Annotated in this window: 24 protein-coding genes and 1 other annotated feature; of the genes, 15 read left to right on the top strand and 9 right to left on the bottom strand. The window is 39.9% G+C overall.

What is annotated here, in order from left to right; genetic code table 11:
* Positions 1 to 25: 25 nt before the first annotated feature.
* Positions 26 to 445 carry a DUF4124 domain-containing protein gene (locus PULV_RS04150; protein WP_193330988.1) on the bottom strand — a complete coding sequence of 140 codons (420 nt, stop codon included), beginning with the start codon at positions 443 to 445 and terminating at the stop codon, positions 26 to 28.
* 162 nt (positions 446 to 607) lie between these two features.
* Between PULV_RS04150 and PULV_RS04145 the strand changes: the two genes are divergently transcribed.
* The 3 genes from PULV_RS04145 to PULV_RS04135 all read left to right on the top strand — a co-directional run bounded on the left by PULV_RS04145 (position 608) and on the right by PULV_RS04135 (position 3,937).
* A complete protein-coding gene (locus PULV_RS04145; protein ID WP_193330987.1) occupies positions 608 to 1,576 on the top strand; it encodes an NADP-dependent oxidoreductase in 969 nt (322 codons plus the stop codon).
* A 70-nt stretch (positions 1,577 to 1,646) separates the two neighbouring features.
* Positions 1,647 to 3,221 (top strand): glutamate--cysteine ligase, encoded by a 1,575-nt coding sequence (gene gshA, locus PULV_RS04140; protein WP_193330986.1) that lies wholly within the window; start codon positions 1,647 to 1,649, stop codon positions 3,219 to 3,221.
* 107 nt (positions 3,222 to 3,328) lie between these two features.
* Positions 3,329 to 3,937, top strand: coding sequence for a transglycosylase SLT domain-containing protein (locus tag PULV_RS04135; protein ID WP_086742817.1), 609 nt, complete (start codon positions 3,329 to 3,331; stop codon positions 3,935 to 3,937).
* A gap of 113 nt (positions 3,938 to 4,050) precedes the next feature.
* On the opposite strand, the gene PULV_RS04130 is transcribed toward PULV_RS04135, so the two are convergent.
* Both PULV_RS04130 and PULV_RS04125 read right to left on the bottom strand, forming a co-directional pair.
* Entirely contained in the window at positions 4,051 to 5,319 is a 1,269-nt protein-coding gene (locus PULV_RS04130; RefSeq protein ID WP_193330985.1) for an HlyC/CorC family transporter, read from the bottom strand.
* Between the two features lie 62 nt (positions 5,320 to 5,381).
* On the bottom strand, positions 5,382 to 6,188 hold the full coding sequence (locus tag PULV_RS04125; RefSeq protein WP_086743201.1) for a cytochrome C assembly family protein: 807 nt from the start codon (positions 6,186 to 6,188) through the stop codon (positions 5,382 to 5,384).
* A gap of 195 nt (positions 6,189 to 6,383) precedes the next feature.
* Here PULV_RS04125 and ffh point away from each other — a divergent pair, with 195 nt between their 5' ends.
* From ffh to tyrA, 6 genes are all read left to right on the top strand, one after another.
* Positions 6,384 to 7,757, top strand: coding sequence for a signal recognition particle protein (gene ffh, locus PULV_RS04120; RefSeq protein ID WP_086742819.1), 1,374 nt, complete (start codon positions 6,384 to 6,386; stop codon positions 7,755 to 7,757).
* Positions 7,758 to 7,994: 237 nt separating this feature from the next.
* Positions 7,995 to 8,243: a 30S ribosomal protein S16 gene (gene rpsP, locus PULV_RS04115; protein WP_009838798.1), complete on the top strand. Its 249-nt coding sequence runs from the start codon at positions 7,995 to 7,997 to the stop codon at positions 8,241 to 8,243.
* 17 nt (positions 8,244 to 8,260) lie between these two features.
* Positions 8,261 to 8,791 carry a ribosome maturation factor RimM gene (gene rimM / locus PULV_RS04110; RefSeq protein WP_086742820.1) on the top strand — a complete coding sequence of 177 codons (531 nt, stop codon included), beginning with the start codon at positions 8,261 to 8,263 and terminating at the stop codon, positions 8,789 to 8,791.
* Entirely contained in the window at positions 8,791 to 9,558 is a 768-nt protein-coding gene (trmD, locus tag PULV_RS04105) for a tRNA (guanosine(37)-N1)-methyltransferase TrmD (RefSeq protein ID WP_086742821.1), read from the top strand. Before rimM ends, trmD begins: the two co-directional genes overlap by 1 nt.
* 33 nt (positions 9,559 to 9,591) lie before the next feature.
* Positions 9,592 to 9,951 carry a 50S ribosomal protein L19 gene (gene rplS / locus PULV_RS04100; RefSeq protein WP_086742822.1) on the top strand — a complete coding sequence of 120 codons (360 nt, stop codon included), beginning with the start codon at positions 9,592 to 9,594 and terminating at the stop codon, positions 9,949 to 9,951.
* 260 nt (positions 9,952 to 10,211) lie between these two features.
* Positions 10,212 to 11,351: a bifunctional chorismate mutase/prephenate dehydrogenase gene (tyrA, locus tag PULV_RS04095; protein WP_193330984.1), complete on the top strand. Its 1,140-nt coding sequence runs from the start codon at positions 10,212 to 10,214 to the stop codon at positions 11,349 to 11,351.
* Positions 11,352 to 11,423: 72 nt separating this feature from the next.
* Here tyrA and PULV_RS04090 read toward each other — a convergent pair whose 3' ends face one another.
* Positions 11,424 to 12,605, bottom strand: a complete 1,182-nt coding sequence (locus tag PULV_RS04090) for a chorismate mutase (protein ID WP_086742824.1) — start codon at positions 12,603 to 12,605, stop codon at positions 11,424 to 11,426.
* A gap of 26 nt (positions 12,606 to 12,631) precedes the next feature.
* Positions 12,632 to 12,754: a sequence feature (Phe leader region), on the bottom strand.
* Between the two features lie 199 nt (positions 12,755 to 12,953).
* Between PULV_RS04090 and PULV_RS04085 the strand changes: the two genes are divergently transcribed.
* Positions 12,954 to 15,953 carry a bifunctional diguanylate cyclase/phosphodiesterase gene (locus PULV_RS04085; RefSeq protein ID WP_086743202.1) on the top strand — a complete coding sequence of 1,000 codons (3,000 nt, stop codon included), beginning with the start codon at positions 12,954 to 12,956 and terminating at the stop codon, positions 15,951 to 15,953.
* On the opposite strand, the gene PULV_RS04080 is transcribed toward PULV_RS04085, so the two are convergent.
* The gene (locus tag PULV_RS04080) at positions 15,950 to 16,750 is read right to left on the bottom strand and encodes a response regulator (RefSeq protein WP_086742825.1); all 801 of its coding nucleotides are present in this window, start codon (positions 16,748 to 16,750) and stop codon (positions 15,950 to 15,952) included. The genes PULV_RS04085 and PULV_RS04080 overlap by 4 nt on opposite strands.
* Position 16,751: 1 nt before the next feature.
* Positions 16,752 to 17,081 (bottom strand): SUI1 family translation initiation factor, encoded by a 330-nt coding sequence (locus PULV_RS04075; RefSeq protein WP_086742826.1) that lies wholly within the window; start codon positions 17,079 to 17,081, stop codon positions 16,752 to 16,754.
* 239 nt (positions 17,082 to 17,320) lie between these two features.
* Between PULV_RS04075 and PULV_RS04070 the strand changes: the two genes are divergently transcribed.
* The 4 genes from PULV_RS04070 to PULV_RS04055 all read left to right on the top strand — a co-directional run bounded on the left by PULV_RS04070 (position 17,321) and on the right by PULV_RS04055 (position 21,328).
* The gene (locus PULV_RS04070; RefSeq protein ID WP_086742827.1) at positions 17,321 to 17,626 is read left to right on the top strand and encodes an STAS domain-containing protein; all 306 of its coding nucleotides are present in this window, start codon (positions 17,321 to 17,323) and stop codon (positions 17,624 to 17,626) included.
* Between the two features lie 2 nt (positions 17,627 to 17,628).
* Positions 17,629 to 19,284, top strand: coding sequence for an ATP-binding SpoIIE family protein phosphatase (locus PULV_RS04065; protein ID WP_086742828.1), 1,656 nt, complete (start codon positions 17,629 to 17,631; stop codon positions 19,282 to 19,284).
* A gap of 75 nt (positions 19,285 to 19,359) precedes the next feature.
* Positions 19,360 to 20,028: a GAF domain-containing protein gene (locus tag PULV_RS04060; protein ID WP_193330983.1), complete on the top strand. Its 669-nt coding sequence runs from the start codon at positions 19,360 to 19,362 to the stop codon at positions 20,026 to 20,028.
* Between the two features lie 112 nt (positions 20,029 to 20,140).
* Entirely contained in the window at positions 20,141 to 21,328 is a 1,188-nt protein-coding gene (locus PULV_RS04055) for an amino acid aminotransferase (protein WP_193330982.1), read from the top strand.
* Positions 21,329 to 21,355: 27 nt separating this feature from the next.
* Here the strand turns inward: PULV_RS04055 and PULV_RS04050 are convergent, their stop codons facing one another.
* Complete coding sequence (locus PULV_RS04050) at positions 21,356 to 21,658, bottom strand: YebG family protein (protein ID WP_086742831.1); 303 nt, start codon at positions 21,656 to 21,658, stop codon at positions 21,356 to 21,358.
* A gap of 215 nt (positions 21,659 to 21,873) precedes the next feature.
* On the opposite strand from PULV_RS04050, the gene PULV_RS04045 reads away from it, so the two are divergent.
* Positions 21,874 to 22,179, top strand: a complete 306-nt coding sequence (locus tag PULV_RS04045) for a ComEA family DNA-binding protein (RefSeq protein WP_086742832.1) — start codon at positions 21,874 to 21,876, stop codon at positions 22,177 to 22,179.
* A 36-nt stretch (positions 22,180 to 22,215) separates the two neighbouring features.
* Here PULV_RS04045 and PULV_RS04040 read toward each other — a convergent pair whose 3' ends face one another.
* Together PULV_RS04040 and dsbB are read right to left on the bottom strand one after the other, a co-directional pair.
* Entirely contained in the window at positions 22,216 to 22,521 is a 306-nt protein-coding gene (locus PULV_RS04040) for a DUF6170 family protein (protein WP_227009347.1), read from the bottom strand.
* Between the two features lie 9 nt (positions 22,522 to 22,530).
* Positions 22,531 to 23,046, bottom strand: a complete 516-nt coding sequence (gene dsbB, locus PULV_RS04035) for a disulfide bond formation protein DsbB (protein ID WP_086742833.1) — start codon at positions 23,044 to 23,046, stop codon at positions 22,531 to 22,533.
* Positions 23,047 to 23,169: the final 123 nt, after the last annotated feature.

Here is a 23,169-nt window from a genome sequence, read left to right as displayed (position 1 = left end):
TTTTTGTTGGACAAGGTTTGATGACTTATAGGGTTGTCTGACAATACAGTTTGACTTTCTTTTCAGCTAACTGTTGATGCAAGGCTTTATCTGCTTCAGTTAATAAGGTTTCGTTGCCTTGCTCATCAATAAGTTTAACGTCGTCAAATTCGGCCAAAACGCGTAAGTTTTCCTGAGATTTTTTACAGTTATCGTAGGTTTGCTTGTCTAAATCAGTTAGAAGGGAGGGGGAACTCTTTTTGTCTTCAGATTCGACTTTTTCGATAACAGGGGGCGCGGGTTCACGAATATCCATCGTAGTGTAGTCGATGCCTTTGGGCATCATTTGTGAATAGTGCATGACACCATTGGCATCTTGCCATGTATAAATAGTTTTGATTTTAGCTTCACAAGTTTGAATACAACCCATGAAAATAAAAAAACTAAATGCTAATTGTTTGATCATAAAACCAGTCCTAGCCCTGTGAGAGGATTACTGGTTAAGTTTAAAGCATAAAGCGAATGAGTGGATGATTTTTAATGAAAATAATCATATCAATCGACAAAATTTTTCAGTCAACGCATAATCTAACCCATCCTCATTATCGATTAATAGTGAAACGACACAGTGACAGAACAAGCAGCGTCTCAAAATAAAGCCATGGTTATAGAGCAATTTGGTGATACCACCCAACTTAAGCAGTTTCACTTACCTGTGATGGCACCCAATGACAATCAAGTGCTTATTAAAATTCATAATGCAGCGATTAATCCCATTGATGTTAAAACTCGCGCAGGCATTGGATTTGCTGCCGCACAAAATAAAGAGCATTTACCGATTGGATTAGGATACGACGTATGTGGGCAGATCGTTGCTGTTGGTGCTGCAGTGAGCGAGTTTTCTATCGGTGAAGTGGTAATGGGGATGGTGGGTTTTCCACTGAGCCCAGGCTGTTATCAAGATTATCGTTTAGCTGACAGAAGTGAAATTATTTCAGGCAGTTCGGTGCAAGATTTTTCGTCAATGTCAGGTCTTTGTTTATCTGGTCTGACAGCTTTGCAAGGGTTGAGACTTTTAACGGAAGATCTCCACCTTGGTGCTCATATTTATATTAATGCTGCAGGGGGAGGGGTAGGGCATTTAGCTTTGCAAATTGCACGCAACTTAGGGTTTGAAGTGACAGCGATAGTCAGTAACCCAGACCAGACATTTGTTAGATCTCTCGCCTCTTATGTGGTGAGTTATGAGCAATTTGTAGAAGCTAATGACGCACAAGCACTATTTGATGTCGCAGGAGGCGCGCGAGGGCTAAAATGTATCGCAGCCCTAAAAACTGACAGTCAAGTGGTGACTGTGCCAACGGTCACAGCGCAAGAATGCATAGATTTAGCAAACAGCATGAATATCGCTTGCCAAGGCATGTTAGTATCATCCAATACAGCAGACCTAACACAATTATTTCTTTGGTACCAAGAAGGCCAATTAAAATTACATATAGATAGTCAGTTTACTTTTAGCGATGTCGCAAAGGCACACAATAGGGTTGAAAGTGGGTTAACGCAAGGCAAGGTGATATTAGTCAATTCTAATTATTAGCTTGAGAATTGCAAACGTGCCCCCATAGTAAACTGACAATTAGAAAAGCGTGATGCTTTGAGGATCAATTTTGACGAATCAGCAATTTAAATCAACATTGCAGGCGCTTAGTTTGCCTGCTAATCGTTCGGCCATTGTTGGCATAAAGCGTGGTATTGAGCGAGAAACTCTCAGAATCACCGAACAAGGACGTCTATCAGCAAAGCAACACGCAGCTGCATTAGGCAGTCCATTAACTCATCCTTCAATTACCACTGATTTCTCTGAAGCATTACTCGAGTTTATTACTCCTGCGCAATCTGATGCAGAGCTTACAATTAAACAGTTAGAAGACATCCATAAGTTCACTTTAGCCCACATTGGCGATGAAATTTTATGGCCGATCAGTATGCCTTGTTTTATTAAACATCAAGATGAGATTGCCTTAGCGCAGTACGGCACTTCTAACACTGCACAAATGAAAACACTTTACCGTGAAGGGCTAAAAAACCGTTACGGTAGTATGATGCAAGCGATTGCTGGAGTGCATTTTAATATTTCATTACCAGAATCATTTTGGCAAACTTTACAAATGATTCGTCAAAATACACAGCCTAAACAAACATTTATTTCAGATGCATATTTAGGTGTGATCAGAAACTTTAAGCGAAACTTGTGGTTAATTAGTTACCTTTTTGGCGCATCGCCAGCTTTATGTAGCTCGTTTCTACAAGGGCGAGAGACAAAACTACCATTCGAATCTTTTGGTAAAGGCAGTCTGTATTTACCTTATGGTACAGCTTTGCGTTTAGGTGATTTGGGTTATACGAACAGCGCTCAATCGGCGTTAAATGTTACTTACAATAACTTAGATCAGTATATCAGCGGCCTTAAGAGCGCAATTACGACGGAATCCGATCTGTACCGTAACATTGGTACTTATCCTGATGGACGGTTAAAACAGCTTAATCATAATATTTTACAAATTGAAAACGAATTTTACTCACCCATTCGACCAAAAAGAAATACCGCACCAGGTGAAAAACCCACGGAAGCATTAGCACGCGGTGGTATTGAGTATATAGAAGTACGTGCATTGGATGTAAACCCATTTTCACCGGTTGGGATCAGCTTAGAGCAAGTGTATTTTCTTGATGTCTTTATCACATATTGTGCGTTGATGCCTTCTCCTGATATGTCAGCACAACAGCAGCAAGAAACGCAAGAAAATTTAAGTGCGGTCGTCAATGCTGGGCGTGATCCTAAACTTTGTTTAGCCCAAGATGGAGAGTCAATTTCGCTACAACAATGGGGGCAAACATTGTTTACCGATTTGCTCGCAGTCGCGCGTTACCTTGATGATGCACATAATGAAACACATTATGTGGCGGTAATTGAATCTCTACAAAAAGCCATCGCTGATCCCGAACAAACCTACTCAGGCCAATATATGCAACAGGTGCTTAATTCTGGTTTAGATAATGGCCATTTTGCCTTTGAGCTTGCCAAGCGATATAAAGCATATTTTTCAGAGTCTGATTACAGTGTTTATTCTGAAGCTGAATTTGAGCAAATGGCACAAGAATCTGATCAGCAACGTCTGCAGATTGAACAAAGCGATACGCTCGACTTTAATGCATTCTTGGCCGATTATTTTAAGGCATAAAAAAACGCAGCTCAGTGAGCTGCGTAAAGGGATTCTTCAGGGATGAAAACAACGCTAATTAAAGCATTCATAGACTCAGACTGCCGTTATTTTAAAAAGTTCATAAAATGAAGACAAAAATTTTAATTATTTCGTGTGCGAGTTTATTAAGTGCTTGTGCGACAGCACCGCCAGAAAACCCCCATGATATTTGTGATATTTTTACCGAAAAAAGAGATTGGTACTATGCCGCAAAAGATTCACAAGAAAAGTGGGGAGCCCCTAAGCATGTGTTAATGAGCATGATGTTTCAAGAAAGCTCGTTTAAACATGATGCACAGCCACCAATGGAGTATTTCCTTGGTTTTATTCCGATAGGTCGAGCGAGTTCTGCCTATGGCTACTCGCAAGCCAAGACGCCAACATGGCAAGATTATGTTCGCGAATCTGGTAACAGTGGGGCTGATCGTGATGATTTTGATGATGCTGTCGATTTTATGGGGTGGTTTGTTTATAAAACCCATAAAGTGAATGGGATATCAAAGTGGGATGCTTATGCGCAATACCTCAATTACCATGAAGGGTGGGGCGGGTATAAAAGAGGCTCTTATAAATCCAAGAAATGGTTGATGAATACCTCGCATAAAGTAAAACGTCGGGCAAGTCAGTATTCAGCGCAATTAAAAAAGTGTGAAGCCGAATTAGAAAAAGGATGGTTTATGAGGTTATTTACTTAATAAAAGGCGGCTGAAAATGCCGAAAGCGATTCTGTACTATTCAGCTATTTTTCTTGTTAAATAAAAAAGCTTCCAAATAAGGAAGCTTTTTTATGATAGGCAAACGGGTAATATTAGCCAGTTTTATGTTCTGGCAGCACTCGTGCTGTTTTGATCATGTTTTCTTTTACTTCAACAATTTCGATAGGGTAACCAGCAATGCGAAGTCCCACATTTGCTTCTGGGATTTCTTCTAAAAACTCAACAATTAAACCGCTGAATGTTTTAGGGCCATCGATAGGAAACTCCCAACTCATTTCTTTGTTGATGTCACGAATATTTGCACCACCATCGACTAAATAAGAGCCATCAGGCTGCAGGTGAACTTCTTCGCTGACAGAGCGAGCCATGGTGGTTGTAAAGTCGCCGACCACTTCTTCTAAAATGTCTTCTAAAGTTACTAAACCTTGAATATCACCATATTCATCAACAACCAGACCAATGCGTTCTTTACTTTGTTGAAACTTCAGCAATTGCGTGTTTAATGATGTGCCTTCAGGGATGTAATAAATCTCACGAACAGCGCGCAATAGCGTGGCTTTAGTAAATTGTTCTTTGGTTAATAAACGAAGTGCATCACGGGCATGGATAAAGCCAACTGCATCATCTATTTGATCACGATAAAGTAGCACACGGGTGTGCTGAACATGAGTGAGCTGTCTCATAATTGACTTCCACTCATCGTTGATATCAATTGCAATGATTTCATTTCTCGGGATCATGACATCTTCAACCGTCACCTGTTCGAGATCTAAAATAGACATCAACATATTTTGATGGTGTTCAGGAATGAGTGAGCCAGACTCATAAACAACGGTACGCAATTCTTCAGTACTTAAACTGTGTTCTTCAATGTCTTTGTGACTAATACCGAATAGCTTTAGAAGACCATTGGTAATTAAGTTGATTACCACGACTAACGGGTATAAAAGCTTGAGTAACACTTTAAGAATGATGGAGCTCGGAAATGCAATTTTTTCTGGGTAAATGGCAGCCAGTGTTTTTGGTGTGACTTCAGCAAAAATAAGGATAATAAATGTTAAGGCAAACGTCGCAATAGCAATTCCCACATCGCCATATAAGCGCATACCAATAATTGTAGCAACTGCTGATGCGGCAATGTTCACTAAATTATTACCGATTAAGATTAAACCGATAAGACGATCAGGGCGTTTAAGTAAGGCGCTGACACGCAACGCACCTTTATGATTTTCTTTTTCAAGATGTTTTAATCGATAGCGATTAAGAGACATCATGCCAGTTTCAGAACTTGAAAAATAACCTGAAATTAGCACCAAAATTGTCAAGATAATAAATAAGGTACTGGTAGATATGTCGTCCAACTAAAATTTTCCTTCAACGATTAGGGATGGTTATTAAGGCTTAGCTTAATGCTTGAGTCAAGTTAAAACTGACCAAGGAGGATTTCTTTGACAAAACGACTGCCAAAATACGCAAGAGTCAGCACGGTTGCGGCACTAATAATAGTAATGACAGTCCCTTTACCTCGCCAACCTTTCAAGTGATGCCCAAAGACGACTGTGGCAAATATTACCCAAGCAATCAGAGATAAGATGGTTTTATGAATAAATGCTTTTTCAAACATATTTTCGGAAAACACAAAGCCGGATATTAAGGCGCTAGTTAATAAAACTGTACCCACAGTAACTAATTGATAGAGTTGTTTTTCAACGAGCATCAGCGGCGGAAGATGACTATAAACAATCGAAAGATCTTTTTGTTTCAATCGTTTGTTAATGAAATAAAACTGCACGGCATACAAGGTTGCGATGATCAACACACAATAGGCTAAAAATGACAGTGAGACATGTGTTACTAAACCAACATTGATATCAATGGTTTGCAATACGATGTGATGGGGGATAAATAAACTCACGACCAGTAACGTCGCCGCAAAGCCATAAACTACAGGCAGTAACAAGGTTGCAGGAAAACGTAATGAAACGGTTGTGACAGAGACAACAATCATCCAACAAATAAGCAATGCGACATTAGTGAAGCTGAGGTCTTGACCACTTTCAGTGAAAACAGAATTAACCAATAATGTCATGTGAGCGAGTATCGCAACCGTACTAAGAAGAATCGTTTTCTTCTGGCTCGGGCCTTCTTTATGAAACAAACGTCCCATAACGTGAATGCTGGCCAGACTGTAAAAAATAAACGCAATAAACGTTAAACTGAGTAATAACATGCTAAATCGTTTCAGGACACCAAAGCGTGCCACAGGGTCAAATTGTATCCTTATTGTATTTTAAGCGGGGCCACTTGCATAGTGTATATCGTTAATTGTTAAAGATTATCCATTTAACTTCTCTCGTGGATGTTTTCTAATTGTGATTCTTAGGTATAATCGCCTTAATTTTGTAGCATTAGCGGATAAGTTTGCATGTTTGAAAACTTACAGGAACGTTTAGGTAAAACCCTAAAGAATATTAGTGGCCGAGGTCGCTTAACTGAAGAGAATATTAAAGACACGTTGCGTGAAGTACGCATGGCATTGCTTGAAGCTGATGTAGCGTTACCGGTTGTACGTGACTTTGTTAAAGTCGTAAAAGAGCGCGCTGTTGGTGCTGAAGTCACCAAAAGTCTGAGCCCTGGCCAAGTATTTGTTAAAATTGTACGCCAAGAATTAGAAAAAGCGATGGGGGAAGCCAATGAAGAGCTCAACCTAAACGCCCAACCGCCAGCTGTTATCATGATGGCGGGTTTGCAAGGGGCGGGTAAAACAACCAGCGTTGCAAAGCTTGCTAAGTTTCTAACTGAACGTAAGAAAAAGTCAGTATTAGTGGTGAGTGCCGATGTTTATCGCCCCGCGGCGATAAAACAGCTTGAAACTTTAGCGACCGAAGTCAAGGTCGATTTTTTTCCAAGTGATATTTCTCAAAAGCCTGTAGATATCGCCAACGGCGCAATTGATCATGCTAAACGTAAGTTTATTGATGTTGTCATCCTAGATACCGCAGGGCGACTTCACGTTGATAGCGATATGATGGATGAAATTAAAGCGCTTCATCACGCAGTCAAGCCAATCGAAACACTGTTTGTTGTTGACTCCATGACAGGTCAAGATGCGGCCAATACTGCCAAAGCATTTGACGAAGCATTGCCACTTACAGGGGTGATTTTAACTAAAACTGATGGTGATGCACGGGGCGGTGCCGCATTATCTATTCGTCATATTACCGGTAAACCAATCAAGTTTATGGGGGTAGGTGAGCGCACCGATGCACTTGAACCTTTCCACCCAGATCGGATCGCGTCACGTATATTAGGCATGGGCGACGTACTTTCATTAATCGAAGAAGTCGAGATGAAAGTGGATAAAGAGCAAGCTGCCAAAGTTGCTAACAAAGTGCTTAAAGGCGATGGGTTTACCCTTGAAGATTTTGCTGATCAATTAAAGCAAATGAAAAATATGGGGGGTATGATGTCTATGCTCGATAAATTGCCTGGCATGGCAAATTTACCTGACTCAGTTAAAGATCAGATGGGTGACAAATCGTTTGTACAAATGGAAGCGATTATTAGCTCGATGACGATGAAAGAGCGTATCCGTCCAGAAATCATCAAAGGTTCACGCAAAAAGCGTATCGCGGCGGGCTCAGGCACTCAAGTGCAAGATGTAAACAAGCTTTTAAAACAGTTTACCCAAATGCAAAAAATGATGAAGAAAATGAAAGGCAAAGGCGGCATGATGAAAATGATGCGCGGCATGAAAAACATGATGCCTCCGGGCATGATGGGTGGGCCAAAATTCTAAAAGAGTGTATCTTCAAACAAAAAAGAGGCGTTGTGCCTCTTTTTTGTTATGGAAAGTCTGAACATTCGCTGTGAGTAAACTGTATATAAAACAGTACTTCGTTCAATTTTCGCAATAAAAATTGCCTTAAAACGCACTTCTTGCTTGCATTAATAGTAAAAATTCGTACAATTCTCCAGCTCTCCGAATAGGAGGGTTTAATATTAATGAAAACAGTCAATCTATTTAGAGGACGGTATGGTAACTATTCGTTTGCAACGTGGTGGCGCTAAAAAGCGTCCTTTCTATCAAATTGTGGTTGCGGATAGCCGTTTCTCGCGTGACGGTCGCTTCATCGAGAAAGTTGGTTTCTTTAATCCAATTGCTCAAGGTCAGGAAGAGAAAATTCGTGTTGATTTAACTCGTGTTGAACACTGGGTAGGTCAAGGTGCATCTCTTACAGATCGCGTAGCTAAAATTGTTAAAGACGCTCGTAAAGCGGCTTAATAGGCGTAAGTGTAACCATGAGTCAAGAGAACACCTCAATAGTAGTAGGAAAGCTCGGAGCCCCTTACGGTATAAAGGGCTGGCTTAAGGTACATTCATTTACTGATGATCCCGTAGGGATTTTCGATTTCAGCCCATGGTTGATAGGTCAACAAGGTAAATGGCAATCCCTTGCAGTGGTCGACTGGCGTCGTCACAGTAAAGGATTTATCGCCAAGTTTGCGAATATAGATGATAGAGATCAAGCGGTTGCTTATACAAACGCTGAAATCGCTGTCGTTGAAGCGCAACTTCCAGAATTACCGCAAGGTGAATTCTATTGGCGAGACCTCATCGGTATGTCTGTTGTAACTGATAAAGGTTACAGCTTAGGGACAGTCGATGACTTGATGGAGACAGGATCAAACGATGTGCTAGTTGTGAAAGCAAATAGTAACGATGGTTTTGGTCAATCTGAACGTTTAATTCCATATTTAACAGATTCAGTTATTAAGAATGTGGATGCGGACGCCAGAGAGATTACGGTCGATTGGGATCCAAGCTTTTAATGGTAGATAAATCGCAGTTATGGGTGGGGGTGATAAGCCTTTTCCCAGAAATGTTTGATGCAATTACCAAGCAAGGCGTGACTGGTCGGGCAGTGAAACAAGGTTTAATTGATTTTCATTGTTGGAATCCTCGGGATTATGCTTTAGACAAGCATCGTACCGTTGATGACCGCCCCTATGGTGGCGGGCCTGGAATGTTAATGATGGTTGAACCACTGCAAAAAGCGATTGCGCAAGCAAAAGCGGCTGCAGGTGAAGGTGCAAAAGTAATTTATATGTCCCCTCAAGGGCGTAAACTAGATCAGCAAGGTGCGGCAGAACTTGCCTCGCAAGAAAAGCTGATCCTCGTAGCGGGTCGCTATGAAGGTATAGATGAGCGAATTATAGAATCGTACGTTGACGAAGAATGGTCAATAGGTGATTTTATAATGAGTGGTGGTGAACTACCTGCAATGACATTAATCGACACAGTCGCTCGATTAGTGCCTGGAGTGTTAGGACACAATCAGTCAGCAGAGCAAGATTCATTTTCGGATGGCTTGTTAGATTGTCCTCATTATACTCGGCCGGAAATATTGGATGGTAAACAAGTTCCTACTGTATTACTCAGTGGTAACCACCAAGCAATCGCGAAATGGCGGCTAAAGCAGTCATTAGGGAGAACTTGGTTAAGACGTCCAGACTTGTTGTATAACCTAGCTCTGACTGAGGAGCAGACTGAGCTACTTGCTGAGTTTCAGCAAGAACATAACTCTGTTTGTGGCTAGAAGACAGTTACACCTAGGAAAGTGAGAAATATAATGGCAAAAGTAAACCAAAATTTGATCAAAGTGCTCGAAGATGAGCAACTAAAAACTGACGTACCTGCGTTTGGCCCTGGTGACACGGTTAACGTTAAAGTACGAGTTAAAGAAGGTGCTAAAGAGCGTCTACAGGCGTTTGAAGGTGTGGTAATCGCTAAGCGTAACCGTGGTCTACACTCATCTTTCACAGTTCGTAAAATCTCGAACGGTGAAGGTGTTGAGCGTGTATTCCAAACACACAGCCCTTTAGTTGATAGCGTAGAAGTTAAGCGTCGCGGTGCAGTTCGTCGTGCTAAGCTTTACTACCTACGTGAGCGTTCTGGTAAGTCTGCACGTATTAGAGAAAAACTTAACTAATACGTCTGATTTTCAGATGCAAAAACAGGCCGATGTTGCAAAACATCGGCCTGTTTCGTTTTTATCATCCATAAAACCAAACATAACTGGTATTTGTCATACAGTCTGTTTAGAGTGTTTTACACATAAGTTCCAGTGCGAGTTATTTGCTCAATCAGTATTTAGTCAAAACGACTTAGCTTCTGTTTTAGGGTTTTACTTGAATCAGAATCTTGTTACTATCTGTAATATATTATTTACTGCTGTACTGAATACTTTACATGAATGACGACCTTCAATCGCAATTAACCCTCCTTAGAGACGAAATCGATCTCTGCGATACTCAATTAGTGGCCATGCTGGCAAAGCGTAATCGCTTGACTGAACAAGTTGGGTTATTAAAAAAAGAGTTTGGCGCCCCTGTTTATGTGCCAAGCAGAGAGGCTCAGCTGATTGAAGCGCGTCGTATTCAAGCGCAAGAGCAAGGAGTGAACCCAGATTTAGTTGAAGATATTTTGCGACGTATGATGCGAGAATCTTATCAAAATCAACAATCTGAACTTGCTTGTGTTGCACCTGATTTATCTCCTGCAGTCATCGTGGGTGGTCAGGGTGCGATGGGTAAACTATTTGCTAAACAATTTCAACGTTCAGGAATCGAAGTTAGGATTTTAGATAAAGCCAATCACGCTGAGCAAGAAGACATTCTAGCTGGTGCAAAACTTGTGCTGATTTCTGTTCCTATTAATGCCGTCAGTGACGTGGTGTCAGCTTTACCCCCATTAGATCCAGATTGCTTGCTTGTTGATATCACCAGCGTGAAAGAAAAACCACTCCTGTTAATGTTACATGCTCATACCGGCGAAGTTCTTGGGTTACATCCGATGTTTGGTCCTGACATTGAACATTGGGTCAAACAAACGATTGTTGTTTGTCGCGGTCGAGAAGGGGATAAAACCCACCAATTTCTTGCCCAGCTCGCGGTTTGGGGAAGTCAGTTAGTCGATATGCCAGCAGATAAACATGATGAAGCGATGCAAATTGTTCAGGTTATGCGGCATTTAACCACGTTTGTCTACGGGCAGTTTTTAGCAAAACAACCTCATAGCTTAGAAGAAATAAAATCGTGCTCGTCGCCGATTTATCAATTGGAGCTAATGATGGTCGGGAGATTATTTGCGCAATCCCCAGAACTGTATGCTGATATTATGCTGGCGCAATTTGATAATGTTGCTCCTTTGCTGGCATCTTATCAAGATACATATCAAGCAACACTTGCAAAACTAAAGGCTGGCGATAAAACGGCTTTAATAGAGTCATTTAGCCAAGCGAAGCATTTTTTCTCAGACTCAGCTGAACATTTTTTAAAGCAGAGTAAAGCCTTACTTAATAAGGCAAATGACGCTAAAGTTCTTGATTAACTGATTTGTTTTAAAAAACCGCAATAAAGGCTTGCTCTATTGCGGTTTTATCTGTTTTAAGCCTCAAGAAAGTTAATTTTCTATGGCGTGAGATGATGGGGTATTAACTTTGACGGCTTTCATTGATTCACTTGGGTAGCAGCCAAGAATACGAATATACTCAGTTACTTCCTTCAAAGATTCCAATGCACGTTTGACATTGCTTTGTGCTAAATTCGCTTCTAAATCAACGTAAAATACTTCTTCCCAAGGGTTACCAGGGACAGGACGAGATTCAAGTTTAACTAGGTTGATCTGCTGTTGTTTGAAAATCATTAACGCATCGGCTAAGGCTCCTGCACTTTGTGCGGTTGCCATAATTAATGTGGTTTTTGTTGGGATTTGTTTAGACACTTGCATGGCTTTACGAGCGACAACAATAAAACGACTGTGGTTATCGGGTTGATTGGCCACCGCTGATTTCACGACTTCTAATCCTGCGTTTTTACCTGCTTGAGCAGATGCTATAGCTGCACTGTTTTTGGTTTTCAGTGCTTCTTGTATCGCACTGGAGGTTGAGTCACAGTAGGACAATTGCATATCACCGAGTCCTTGCACAAATTGACTACATTGAGCAAAGGGTTGAGGGTGGCCAAAGACTTTAGTGATATCTTGCAGTTCAACGCCAGGTTGTGCGATGAGGCAGTGCTCAACTGATTGAGTTAACTCGCCAACAATAGAGACTTGCGCGTGCTGTAAGAGGTCATAAACCTCATTAATACTCCCTGAGCAGGTATTCTCTATTGGCAATAGCCCGTAATCGGCTTGGCCGGTTTCAACTAGCTGGGTGATTTTTTGGAAACTATCGCATCCAAGCTCGATGACTTGACCCGGACGGCGACTAAAATATTTATGGCAAGCCAATTGACTATATGAACCTTGACCGCCGAGGTAAGCAACACGATTTGTTTCATTTAAGCTCTCAGGATTGAGGTTTTGCTGCAACATGGCCTGTTGGTGTAATACGGAATCTTCAATAATGGTTTGAAATACATTGTTTACGTAATACCCATCTAAGCCGAGTGACTTACCGTAGGAAATTAACTTCTCAAGCACAATTAACTCACGCTCTTCATCGCGGATCGGTTTATTGTGAGCGATTTTGTATTCAACTACTGAGTGGCTGATCCTGCGTCGTTTTGCCAACAGTACTAATAACTCTGCATCTATTTCATTGATGTCTTTTCTTAATGCATCGAGTACATCATTTGCCATGGTTTTTTCCTCATTCCCAATGTTGCAAAAAAAAAGCCTCCCGGGTGGGAGGCTTGAATTCGTATTTGACTTGTTTATGCCGTGACTGAATCGCCTCCAAAATTTTGGTGGTGCATAAAAAAGCTAAAAAAGTAAATACGTGTAATATGTTTCATAGACTTCAATGTAAAAATACTTGTAGTGAAAGTCAACACTTCTTTTCAGTTGTTGACTGATTAATGTAGGTTTTAACAGACGGATCAAATGAAGCAACAAAATAGTAAAAAAAGGTGTTACTAAGTGTGATATTCTTTTATATTCACAGGGTTAAATAACGCAATTACGCACTAACTTTTGGAAGGTTTTGTTTTGGGATACAGTCAGTTGCCTTCGCGTTTTGGCATTCATTCATTAAGCATTAAATTATCAATTCTAATTTCTGCGATTTGTTTAATTGCAGGGATCAGTGCTGCGGTATTCATGCTCAAGTCCGAACGTAAACAATTGATTTTTGAAGAGCATGATGCTCTAAAACACTCTAGCGAAAGTTTTATAAATCAATTCAACCGAGTCATTCACAATAAAGAAGCGATTGCGCAAAAAGCCAATCAAGTTGTTAAAAAACAATTATTTGATTTAGGGCTAACCAATGCAGAAATTCCAGTTACGCCTTTATCGTTTGTTGATGATGGGAGTGTGCGTAGTGCGGCGCCCGATGGTTTGTCGGCAGCATTTTTACCGCAAACAGTGTTTAATGAACAGTACCAGAATTTATTTCACAATAGTGAAGTGCTTTGGCAGCAAATTTCGCCAACACTGACTGAAGAGTTTTTCAATTTTTATTTTATTTCTACAAACAACTTTATACGGATTTCCCCTCCAAACTGGGCACTTCAGGTTGAAGCCGAACACCAGTTTTCTGATGATATCTTTTTCACTGTAGCTTCAAGCGAAAACAATCCTTCCCGAGATGCGGTTTGGACACCTGTCTATTACGATGATATTTGGCACAAATGGGTTACAAGTTTAATCGTCCCTTTGTATGTAAAAGGTGAGTTTATCGGCGTTACCGGAAGTGACTTAGAACTGAGTAATTTAATCAAAAATTTTCCTTTATCAGACCGTGAACAACAGTTTTTTGTTTTTGATGAGCGGGGTGAAGTGCTGGCTCATCCAAAGCTGAACCATCAAATTTTTCAGCAAGAAGGTAAAATGAATGAGTTACTTGAGACATCAAGCCAGATTGCAGAGGAACTAAATGGTTTAATAAAAAGTGTTGTAGCCATGGACTTTAAAGATTTATCAGATGATTTTATAGAAGATGGCGAAGTGCATTTAGTGAATATTCGTAAAATTGAGTCGCTTAGCTGGTATGTTGGTGTGTATAAAAAGCGTTCTCGGGCCCTCTCTGCTTTAGATGAATTAGAGATTAAGTTTTTTGGTTTATTTATTTTATACGCTGTTTTAGTTGCATTATTGCTACACCAAGCTTTGTTTCAGCTGGTATTGAAGCGCATTTATACTTTAGTTCAATCAGTCTCTAGTTTTGGTAAAGGCCAATTTAACACCCAATTTCCAGCAGTGAATAAGGATGAGATCGGCTCGTTAAATAGCGCTTTTCAAGTGATGGCGCTCGACATAAATAAATTAGTTGATGGTTTAAATCAGCGAATAGAAGAAAAAGAGCAGGCAGAAAAAGCGGCCAATAGGCTATCAAAAGCTGTGGAGTTCTCAGGAAGTGGTGTGGTGATTGCCAATGCTAACTTTGAGATTGAATATGTGAATCCCAAACTGATTGAAATGAGTGGCTTTGCAAAAGAAGATTTCTTAGGCTCACCATTACTCAGTATCATTTCGAACGATATGCAAATATTGTTGGATGATATTGATATGGATATACGTTCTCGCCATCACTGGCGAGGAGATACGGTTTTAAAGAGTATTGATGACCAGCCTATTTGGGTGTCATTAAGTGTCTCTCCAATTCGCGAAGCTGATAATAGTATCTCAAGTTATGTTGCTTCTGCTCAGGACATCTCATTTGTTAAAGAAAGTCAGCGTAAAATGGAGCAGCTGGCTTATTTTGATACATTAACAGGGTTAGCAAATCGAGCGTTTTTTCGCATGCAGTTACGTAAATCAATGGCGTTAGCGGAAAGAGGCCACTATGCCTTTGCGTTGTTTTATTTTGACTTAGATGAATTTAAGCGCATAAACGATACCCTCGGTCATGATGCTGGCGATCAGCTTTTACTCCAAGTTGCAAATCGCTTAAAGCAAAGGCTTCGTGCAGAAGATACAGTGGCCCGTTTAGGGGGCGATGAATTTGCTGTGTTACTCAGTGGTATTGATGACAAACATAAAGCTGCCGAAGTCGCGATGACCATCCAAGAAACAATCTGCCAACCCATTAAACTTGGCAGTAATGAAGTGATCATTAGTGCCAGTATTGGCATTACCATGGCCCCTGATGATAGTCCGGAAGAAGATCAATTGCTTAAACATGCTGATTTAGCAATGTATGAAGCAAAGGCAAAAGGACGAAATACCTACCACTTTTATAATCAAGAGCTTAATGCTGCGGCAAAAGAGCGTTTGATGATAGAAAATGAGTTACGTATTGCTATTAAAGAGCAACAATTTGAGTTGTTTTATCAACCTCAGGTTGATTGCCAAACTCTTGAAGTGGTTGGCTTTGAAGCGCTTATTCGCTGGTTTCATCCCACGCAAGGCATGATCTCACCTGTTAAATTTATTCCAATAGCAGAGTCAACAGGATTAATTGTGGAGCTAGGAGAATGGGTGCTCTGGGAGGCTTGTCGATTTGCAAAACGCCTCGATGAGCAAGGAAAAGGAAACAATATTTCGATTAACTTATCTGCACGGCAATTTAAAGATTCCAATCTTAAAGCTTTGCTGTCGAGTATTATCATTAAAACAGGGATTAACCCTCGTAGCCTTCACCTAGAATTAACAGAAAGCATGTTGATGGGGGATGTCGAGATTGCTATTAATCAGTTGCATGAACTCAAAATGTTAGGCGTATCATTGTCTATCGATGACTTTGGTACAGGTTATTCTTCTCTTAGTTATTTGAAACGTTTTCCTGTTGATATTCTGAAAGTAGATCGTTCATTTGTAAAAGATATCCCACAAGATAGTAATGATATGGAAATCACCGCCGCGATCATCGCAATGGCGCAAAAGTTGAACTTAAATGTAGTGGCTGAAGGGGTGGAAACAATCGAGCAGATTGAGTTTTTGAAAAATAATAACTGTTTCATTGTGCAGGGGTATTTCTTTAGCCCACCTTTAGCGGAAGGAGATGTTGCTGGGTTATACCAGCAACTGGCGCTAAAAAAACATTAGCCTTGGTCTAGCAGTTGATATAGCAGTTGCTTAACTGTGTGAGGTTCGAAAGGTTTGTCACACATTGCATTTACACCTGATTGAGCAATATTCGATAAGTGTGTATCGTTTGCTTCAGAGGTGACCATCAAGACAGGAAGATGGGAGTGTTCTGAGCTGTTACGAATATATTCAGTGAGCTCCTTGCCATTAATTTGTGGCATATTGAAATCAGTGACTAATAAGTCGAACATTTGTGACTGTAAGATATCAATGGCTTCTTGGCCATCTTCTGCTTCAACAAAGTGCTGAACACCTAAATTGGTGAGTACCCGTCGTATATGATTTCTAGCTAGACGCGAATCATCGACAACTAACACGCGTATATCGTGCACATCGTAAAAATCCAACTCCAATTCTTGCGGGCTTAAGACATCCAACGTCGCATTGATGGCACGCCCAAGGTTTTCTCTTGTAAATGGTTTAGGCAATATCGCAATCACACCAGATTGCTTAAACTGTTCTAATTGCTCTTTTCTAGTTTCACTTGAAATGAGCATAAAAGGTAACCCGGCAAGGGTAGTATGATTTTTAATGTCTTCAAGAAGTTGTAATGCGCTTCCATCAGCAAGATGAAGTGCGCTGATAACCAAGTCTGGAGTGCTTTGTTTGATTTGCTCAAGACATGCGATAATGGTATCTGCAAAATCAATATTGGTAATGCCTTCTAAGCTCAATTCTTTTGCGATTACTTTACGCTGCGTTGAGGAAGGCTCAACAAGCAATATATGTAAATCTGATGGGGAGAGTTCAATCATTTTAACCTCCTGCTAATTTAACTTTAAACCCTGCTGTTTGCAGTAGTATTTTGAGCTTTTCACGATCATCACCTTGGATTTCAATCACGCCATCTTTAAGTGAACCACCTTGACCCATTTTAGTTTTTAATGTTTTAGCCAAAGTCTTCAAATCATGTTTTTCAGGATCAATCCCTACAACAAGCATCACCCCTTTTCCTTTTCGACCTTTAGTTTGACGTTCTATTCGAATAAAACCATCAGAGAAAAGCTTCACTTCAAGTGGTGCTTTTTCAGCGGCTTGTGTTATTCGACCGCCATCGGTTGAATAAACTAGATTAGAATCACTCATATTACTACCTTCTGTCACTTAGTTCTGATCTTCGATTTTATATGTGGATAGTAATACCATAGCAGAATAGGTGCAAACAGAGATGAATATTAGTTTTACCCTCTAGTTAACTGGAATAGTTGAAAAAAAGCGAAAGAAATCCAGTTAATTGTATTGATAATTTTGCTATTAACGACTTTAGTTAATAAGAACATTAATCAGGTTAAATGCCAAAATGCTTTAATATTAAGGAGAAGTGGATGAGCTTAAATAAGAGTCTTTCATCTGATGGTAAGGTTTTTACAATTCAAATAAAAGGGAAGTTTGATTTTAACCTAGTTCAAGCTTTTCGTTCGGCTTATGCTGAGATAGGCAATGAAACACCTAAAGTGATCATTGATTTACGTGAAACAGATTATATGGATAGTTCAGCGTTAGGCATGTTACTCAATATGAAAAAATCATTAGGTGAGAGTGTCTCGGCGATACAAATTGCTAACTGTCGGCCGCAAATTAAGAAAATATTACAGATCTCACGCTTCGATAAAAAATTTGATATCGACTGAATATGCGTATTTTAGTCGTCGATGATCAGCAATTAAATCGAAAGCTCTTAACGTTCATGCTCAATGCAGAAGGTTACGATGTTGAGACAGCTGAAAATGGCCAGTTGGCATTAGAAAAGATCCCGATTTATCAACCGGATATCGTTTTGCTTGATGTGCTGATGCCTGTCATGGATGGCTATGAAACTGCGCCACTCATCAAGGAATTGTCCCAAGATGTTTATCTTCCGATTATTTTTATTACCGCTCTTGATGATCAAAATAGTTTGCAGCGTTGTTTGGAGGTCGGTGGTGATGACTTTTTAAACAAGCCGTTTGATAAAGTCATTTTGTCAGCCAAAATTAAAGCACACAGTCGTACGAGAGAATTAAGTAAGAAATCCTACCAGCAAAATCAGTTACTCGAATACCATCAAAATGAAACAGAAAGAGAGCATGAAATTGTAGAGCATATTTTTGCAAACGCGCTACAAGAACGCCTAATTGTTCCTGATTTGATTGATTACCACATGTCTCCAGCATCCATGTTTAATGGCGACTTGTTTTTAGTCGCTCCGAGTCCTGTTGGTGGCATTTATATGCTACTTGGGGATTTCACCGGACATGGATTAGCCGCTGCAATTGGTGCACTACCGACTTCAAAAGTTTTTTATACGATGACTCACAAAGGGCTTTCTGTGGGCGATATCGCAGCCGAGCTCAATACGGTCTTGACGCAGTTGCTTCCTGAGCACATGTTTTGTGCCGCGACAATTATTGAGTTGAGTGGCAGTGGCCGTAGTTTTTCTGCTTGGTTAGGTGGTTTGCCTGATTGTTATGTGCTCAATGAAAATGGCCAAGTAAAACGAGTGCTTGAATCGCAACATATGGCATTAGGGATACTCGATGATCATGAATTTGAACGAGACATAGTGCATTTTGAGGTTGACAATACCGATCGAATTTTAGTCTTCACTGATGGCATTATTGAAGCTGCAGATCGAAATGATGATTATTTTGGTGAAAACAGAGTGCTTGATGTGATGGCAAGCTCTGAGCATGCAGGTATTTTAGAGATTGTTGATGCAGTTAAAGAGTTTAGTGGAGAAATAGCTCAACAAGATGATTTGAGTTTAGCGCTGCTTCATTGCAAGCCTAGCCCACTTTTAAAACCTCGAGAGCGAATATATTGTGATATACCAGTTTCGTTTTCATTGAATCTTGATGCGAAATTACTCAAAACCACCGATCCTGTTATTCAAATGGTGAACCTAATCTCAAGTATTGAAGGAGCATCAGAACATAGGTCGAATTTATTTCTTTTACTATCAGAGGCTTATAACAATGCTGTTGATCATGGCTTATTAGAATTAGACTCTCACTTAAAAGATGAGGAAGATGGATTCCTGTTGTTTTATGAGCAAAGAACACAACGGCTAGAAGCATTAGAAAGTGGCGAAATAAATTTAAGTGCAACCTATGAACCCCATTCAAAAGAAATAAAGTTAACAGTGGAAGACTCTGGAAAAGGCTTTAAAAGGGGAACGCATTTTTGTCGCTCTGAGGATGACCATGAGCATGGTAGAGGGGTAGGGTTGATGGCTGAAATTGCCAAAGAGGTAACTTATAACGAGATTGGAAATATCATAACGATTAGTTATCAGTTAATTAATAATTAAGCGAAGTGATTGCTACTTTTTCGCATTTTGCCATGATAGTATCAAGTCATTATTTTTAGATGGATTGATGGCTAAATGGTCTCTTCATATTTATCAACAGCAGGGCTTGAGTGCCCTGTTTCTTTAATCGAAAGTAAAATCGAGCTGATTCAAACTTATCTGGCTCAACATGGATTAGATACAAAAGCACCACTTAATTATTATGTCCCAGAATTAGGCGAGGGTGGTAGTTGTAGCTTATTTGGTCACTTACAAGCTGAACCTTTTGAATTAAGTTCGGTAGTAAATATTACTGACGATAAAAACCTCGAACGTCTTAACTGTTTACAAGCAATTGTTGATTGTGTTGTTAAGGAGTCACAAGTAGATTGGTTTGGAATCTATCAAAAAGTAACTCATGACTCGCAACAGCAATTAGTTAAGCTTGCATATTTTGGCGCAGAAAGTCGCGCATGCTTTCCATTAAATGAAACGTTTGCAGCTTTGAGTAATAACGTCAAAGTAGGGCTATCGAAACGTGCGCGAGTTATCAATGATATACCCACCTATTTAACTGAAGGAGGTGAGTATTACACTTGCGATCCTAAAGTGCTTGCGGAGTCTTGTTTGCCATTACTCAGTGGCGATAATCAATTATTAGGTATTATTGATGCAGAAGCCTTTAAGTTGCATTTTTTTGATGATGAGCAACTTGCATTGCTGATTGCAGCATGTTTTGTTATCCCCAAATATTTACTTAATTAGCCGTTTGCTAATTGAATTATTTAGGAATAAATATCCATTTAAAGCTAGCTTACAAAAGATGACTTTATGTTAAGCTAGTGTTTTATTAACCCCGAGTAAAGAGATACCAGCAATGTTTTCGATTTTGAAACCGTTACCAACAGATCCTATTTTAGGTTTAATGGCCGCTTATCGCCAAGATACTAATCCAAACAAAATTGATTTGGGTGTGGGCGTCTATAAAGATGAGCTGGGTAATACACCCGTTCTTAAGGCTGTCAAAAAAGCAGAAGCATTTCGTTTAGAAAATGAGACGTCAAAGTCATATATTGGCTTAGCAGGTGACCTTGGTTTTTGTAGTAAGATTGAACAGCAGCTTTTAGGTGAGCATCGTGCGTTATTGGCTAATCGCGTACGAACGGCGCAAGCGCCTGGTGGAACGGGTGCGTTACGCGTTGCAGCTGAATTTGTTGTACGCTGTAATCCAAATGCGACAGTTTGGGTAACCACTCCTACTTGGGCGAACCATATTAGTTTGTTTGAAGCGGCAGGTCTGACAGTCAAAGAATACCCTTATTATGATTATGAAAATAAAGGGCTACTATTTGATGAGATGATTGAGACCTTAAAGCAAGTGCCAAAAGGCGACATTGTTTTATTACATGCTTGTTGTCATAACCCAAGTGGTATGGACTTAAATCTTGAGCAGTGGGAAATTGTTGCTGATATCGCTGCCGATGTTGGCTTTACACCTTTGGTTGATATTGCATATCAAGGGTTCGGTACTGGCTTAGATGATGATGCCGCAGGTTTACGTCTGTTGGCAGATAAAGTTGATGAGTTAATTATTTGTTCTTCTTGTTCGAAAAACTTTGGTTTATACAGAGAACGTATTGGTGCTTGTTCGATCATTTCGGATACATCAGCAGTAGCAGATATTGCAAACTCAGTGTTGTTAAGTGTCGTACGTAGTATTTACTCTATGCCACCAGCGCACGGTGCTGCAATTGTCGATACAATTTTAGGCAGTAATGAATTAACCGCTCTATGGCATGAAGAATTGGCAGAAATGCGAGATCGTATCAATGGTCTTCGTAGCTTAATCGTTGATGCATTGAATACCGAAACAGATCAAGATTTCTCATTTATAAAACACCAGCACGGTATGTTCTCGTTCTTAGGAATTAATAAAGAGCAAATAGAACGTTTACAAAAAGAGTTTGGCATTTATATTGTTGGCTCGAGCCGTGTGAATGTCGCAGGCATAAGCAAAGCCAATATTGATTACTTCTCGAAGGCTGTTGCAGAAGTCTTAAATTAAAGATGAAAAAAGCGGGGTAACCCGCTTTTATCCTGCTTGTTTTATATCAGCTACTTTAGCAGAAGACTCACTCTTGTTTTTTGCCGTTTTAGTTGGGGCTTTACTCATACCTTTTAAAGCATTAATAATATTATCTTTATCTTTCGCCATTTCTAAAGCGAGTGATTCGACTTGCTGTTCACTTAGGGGGACATCGATAGTTGATAAAATAGATTCTAAAGACTCTGCAATATCGAGCATCTTGTCATAAGCATCAGCATCTTTTTTACTTGTAAAAGTCATCCGCTCTACTCCATTTCTTTCTACAACATATTTGACAACTACGGCCATGATTCTCTCCTAAGAGTACTGTTTTTTTATACAGTAACTTTATTGGTGTTTTTTTTCAAGTGAAAAACTTCAGCTGATCTAACTAATTGTACACTTGCCGTTTCTATTTCTCCATATTACTTATTTTTGACAAATTTTAGGTCATGTTCTTTAGTTAATATGTTAGCTAAATGAGCTAATAGTCAGTCCATGGTGGACATCAAGGAGGAAATACAATGAAGTTTATGACATCTCTATTTTTAATCATAAGTGCATTAGTTATGTCTAGCCCTACAGTGATGGCTGTAGAAAATATAGCAGTCAATCCTGATGTGTCGGTCAGTCAAGACGCGCTTATAAACGTAAATAAAGCCAGTGCGAAGGAGCTTGAAGCGTTACCAGGTGTTGGTAAATCTAAAGCTGCAGCAATAATTGCATATCGCGACCAATTTGGTGAATTCACATCACTTGCTGAGTTGAAAAACGTGAAAGGAATAGGCGATAAGGCTATTGCGAAATTAGAAGGAAAAGTCAGATTTTAAACAAAAAAGGGCTGTTTTCAGCCCTTTTATCGGTATTTACTTTATCAGGCGGAAATACTCGTCTTTGGTATCTTTAAGAGTGTGCCTAATAAAATAGAAGGTGATTGGGTTCGTGACGACAGGATAGCTTATCCCTAAGATAAACAAATACAGTAACAACCACCAACTTTCTATGTTGGCTAATAATAAAAATAGAGGCGTGAGAAAAAGTAATTTGATGATATTCAGTACTGTTTTTTGTGGAGTGGTTAAATTACCTTGCGCGAGCTTGATGATTTCAGCTCGTTCAGCATATTTTAAACCTTTTAGTTCAGGAATATTTCTTGAAGTGAAAAAGATCATCAATTTTCCTTAAACAGATTTTTTAACGAGCAATCGCGTCAATAAGACGACTACGAACGCAATACTATACACTGCAAAAATTATTTGCATCCAACCTGGCATACTCATTCCTAAAAAAGACCAGCTTATTTCACCACAATCTCCTGTTGCTTCAAAAAAGCTCGGTATCCATTGATGCAAAGGCATAAAACTTGGGAAATTAGGCACGACTTCACAGCTAAAAGCAAAAGGGTTTGTATTTTGCTGCATGGCAATATGCTCATTTGCAATACTCCATCCCCAAAAAGCTGAAATAGCCCAGCACAGATAGCCGAACACACGGAGTAAGACTTGCTGTGGGTTGATGGCCGATACCGCACAAAATACCAATCCAAGTACTGCTGTGCGTTGATAAATGCACATGATGCAAGGCGCAAGATTTAAGAAGTACTGGAAAAATAACGCACAGATTTCGAGTACAAGAGCTGATGCTGCAAGCGTTAACCATGCCGCCCGAGAAGTTGGAAGCGATGCAATAAAGTTCATTAATAACCTGTTAGTAGAGACTCTTTTCAATGCGTTGATTAAACCATATTTAGCGCTTAGATTGGAAGTGAGTTTAAGATAAGACCTAGAAAAGCCGCGATGTAACACTGGGTCATCCAATTA

This window comes from Pseudoalteromonas ulvae UL12, assembly GCF_014925405.1.
In the GTDB taxonomy this organism is placed as follows: Bacteria; Pseudomonadota; Gammaproteobacteria; order Enterobacterales; family Alteromonadaceae; genus Pseudoalteromonas; species Pseudoalteromonas ulvae.
Note: the sequence above shows the minus strand (reverse complement) of the source record. Positions and strands in the feature narration are given on the sequence as shown.